The organism is Priestia sp. RMT2NF4, assembly GCF_047872835.1.
Taxonomy (GTDB): domain Bacteria; phylum Bacillota; class Bacilli; order Bacillales; family Bacillaceae_H; genus Priestia; species Priestia zanthoxyli.
The window spans coordinates 1-3,048 of sequence record NZ_JBLQZO010000025.1 but is presented as its reverse complement, the minus strand read 5'-3'; the positions used below and the strand labels follow the sequence as shown (position 1 = coordinate 3,048).

Annotated in this window: 1 rRNA gene; it reads right to left on the bottom strand. The window is 51.6% G+C overall.

From position 1 onward, the window contains the following. Nucleotides 1-5: 5 nt before the first annotated feature. Nucleotides 6-2,941 (bottom strand): 23S ribosomal RNA (locus ACMX9J_RS27620). Nucleotides 2,942-3,048: the final 107 nt, after the last annotated feature.

Sequence of the window (3,048 nt, the reverse complement as noted above, 5' to 3'; positions counted from 1 at the left end):
AAAGTTTGGTTAAGTCCTCGATCGATTAGTATCAGTCAGCTACACATGTCGCCACGCTTCCACCTCTGACCTATCAACCTGATCATCTTTCAGGGATCTTACTAGCTTGCGCTATGGGAAATCTCATCTTGAGGGGGGCTTCATGCTTAGATGCTTTCAGCACTTATCCCGTCCACACATAGCTACCCAGCGATGCCTTTGGCAAGACAACTGGTACACCAGCGGTGTGTCCATCCCGGTCCTCTCGTACTAAGGACAGCTCCTCTCAAATTTCCTACGCCCACGACGGATAGGGACCGAACTGTCTCACGACGTTCTGAACCCAGCTCGCGTACCGCTTTAATGGGCGAACAGCCCAACCCTTGGGACCGACTACAGCCCCAGGATGCGATGAGCCGACATCGAGGTGCCAAACCTCCCCGTCGATGTGGACTCTTGGGGGAGATAAGCCTGTTATCCCCGGGGTAGCTTTTATCCGTTGAGCGATGGCCCTTCCATGCGGAACCACCGGATCACTAAGCCCGACTTTCGTCCCTGCTCGACTTGTAGGTCTCGCAGTCAAGCTCCCTTGTGCCTTTACACTCTACGAATGATTTCCAACCATTCTGAGGGAACCTTTGGGCGCCTCCGTTACATTTTAGGAGGCGACCGCCCCAGTCAAACTGCCCACCTGACACTGTCTCCCGGCCCGATCAGGGCCGCGGGTTAGAATTTCAATACAGCCAGGGTAGTATCCCACCGACGCCTCCACCGAAGCTAGCGCTCCGGCTTCTCAGGCTCCTACCTATCCTGTACAAGCTGTACCAAAATTCAATATCAGGCTACAGTAAAGCTCCACGGGGTCTTTCCGTCCTGTCGCGGGTAACCTGCATCTTCACAGGTACTATAATTTCACCGAGTCTCTCGTTGAGACAGTGCCCAGATCGTTACGCCTTTCGTGCGGGTCGGAACTTACCCGACAAGGAATTTCGCTACCTTAGGACCGTTATAGTTACGGCCGCCGTTTACTGGGGCTTCGATTCAGAGCTTCTCCCAAAGGATAACCCCTCCTCTTAACCTTCCAGCACCGGGCAGGCGTCAGCCCCTATACTTCGCCTTGCGGCTTCGCAGAGACCTGTGTTTTTGCTAAACAGTCGCCTGGGCCTATTCACTGCGGCTCTCTCGGGCTATACACCCTACCAGAGCACCCCTTCTCCCGAAGTTACGGGGTCATTTTGCCGAGTTCCTTAACGAGAGTTCTCTCGATCACCTTAGGATTCTCTCCTCGCCTACCTGTGTCGGTTTGCGGTACGGGCACCTCCCGCCTCGCTAGAGGCTTTTCTTGGCAGTGTGGAATCAGGAACTTCGGTACTATAATTCCCTCGTCATCACAGCTCAGCCTTTATGATGAGCGGATTTGCCTACTCATCAGCCTAACTGCTTGAACGCGCATATCCAGCAGCGCGCTTACCCTATCCTACTGCGTCCCCCCATTACTCAAACGGCGGGGAGGTGGTACAGGAATATCAACCTGTTGGCCATCGCCTACGCTTTTCAGCCTCGGCTTAGGTCCCGACTAACCCTGAGCGGACGAGCCTTCCTCAGGAAACCTTAGGCATTCGGTGGACAAGATTCTCACTTGTCTTTCGCTACTCATACCGGCATTCTCACTTCTAAGCGCTCCACCAGTCCTTACGGTCTGACTTCACAGCACTTAGAACGCTCTCCTACCACTGACATCAAAGATGTCAATCCACAGCTTCGGTGATACGTTTAGCCCCGGTACATTTTCGGCGCAGAGTCACTCGACCAGTGAGCTATTACGCACTCTTTAAATGGTGGCTGCTTCTAAGCCAACATCCTGGTTGTCTAAGCAACTCCACATCCTTTTCCACTTAACGTATACTTGGGGACCTTAGCTGGTGGTCTGGGCTGTTTCCCTTTTGACTACGGATCTTATCACTCGCAGTCTGACTCCCATGGATAAGTCTTTGGCATTCGGAGTTTGACTGAATTCGGTAACCCGTTGGGGGCCCCTAGTCCAATCAGTGCTCTACCTCCAAGACTCTCACAACATGAGGCTAGCCCTAAAGCTATTTCGGAGAGAACCAGCTATCTCCAGGTTCGATTGGAATTTCTCCGCTACCCACACCTCATCCCCGCACTTTTCAACGTGCGTGGGTTCGGGCCTCCATTCAGTGTTACCTGAACTTCACCCTGGACATGGGTAGATCACCTGGTTTCGGGTCTACAACCACATACTAAACGCCCTATTCAGACTCGCTTTCGCTACGGCTCCGCCTTATCAGCTTAACCTTGCATGGGATCGTAACTCGCCGGTTCATTCTACAAAAGGCACGCCATCACCCGTTAACGGGCTCTGACTACTTGTAGGCACACGGTTTCAGGATCTCTTTCACTCCCCTTCCGGGGTGCTTTTCACCTTTCCCTCACGGTACTGGTTCACTATCGGTCACTAGGTAGTATTTAGCCTTGGGAGATGGTCCTCCCAGCTTCCGACGGAATTTCACGTGTTCCGCCGTACTCAGGATCCACTCAAGAGGGAACGAAGTTTCAACTACAGGGTTGTTACCTTCTTCGACGGACCTTTCCAGGTCGCTTCATTTACTTCGTTCCTTTGTAACTCCGTATAGAGTGTCCTACAACCCCAAGAGGCAAGCCTCTTGGTTTGGGCTAATTCCGTTTCGCTCGCCGCTACTCAGGAAATCGCATTTGCTTTCTCTTCCTCCGGGTACTTAGATGTTTCAGTTCCCCGGGTCTGCCTTCAATATCCTATGTATTCAGATAAAGATACTGTTCCATTACGAACAGTGGGTTTCCCCATTCGGAAATCTCCGGATCAAAGCTCACTTACAGCTCCCCGAAGCATATCGGTGTTAGTCCCGTCCTTCATCGGCTCCTAGTGCCAAGGCATTCACCGTGCGCCCTTTCTAACTTAACCATTAGCGAATAAATGGTACAACATAAAGTTGTGTTATTTATTGGTTTGATTAAAGAAAAGTTTCACTTTTCCTCAGCAATTACTGTTATCTAGTTTTCAAAGAACAA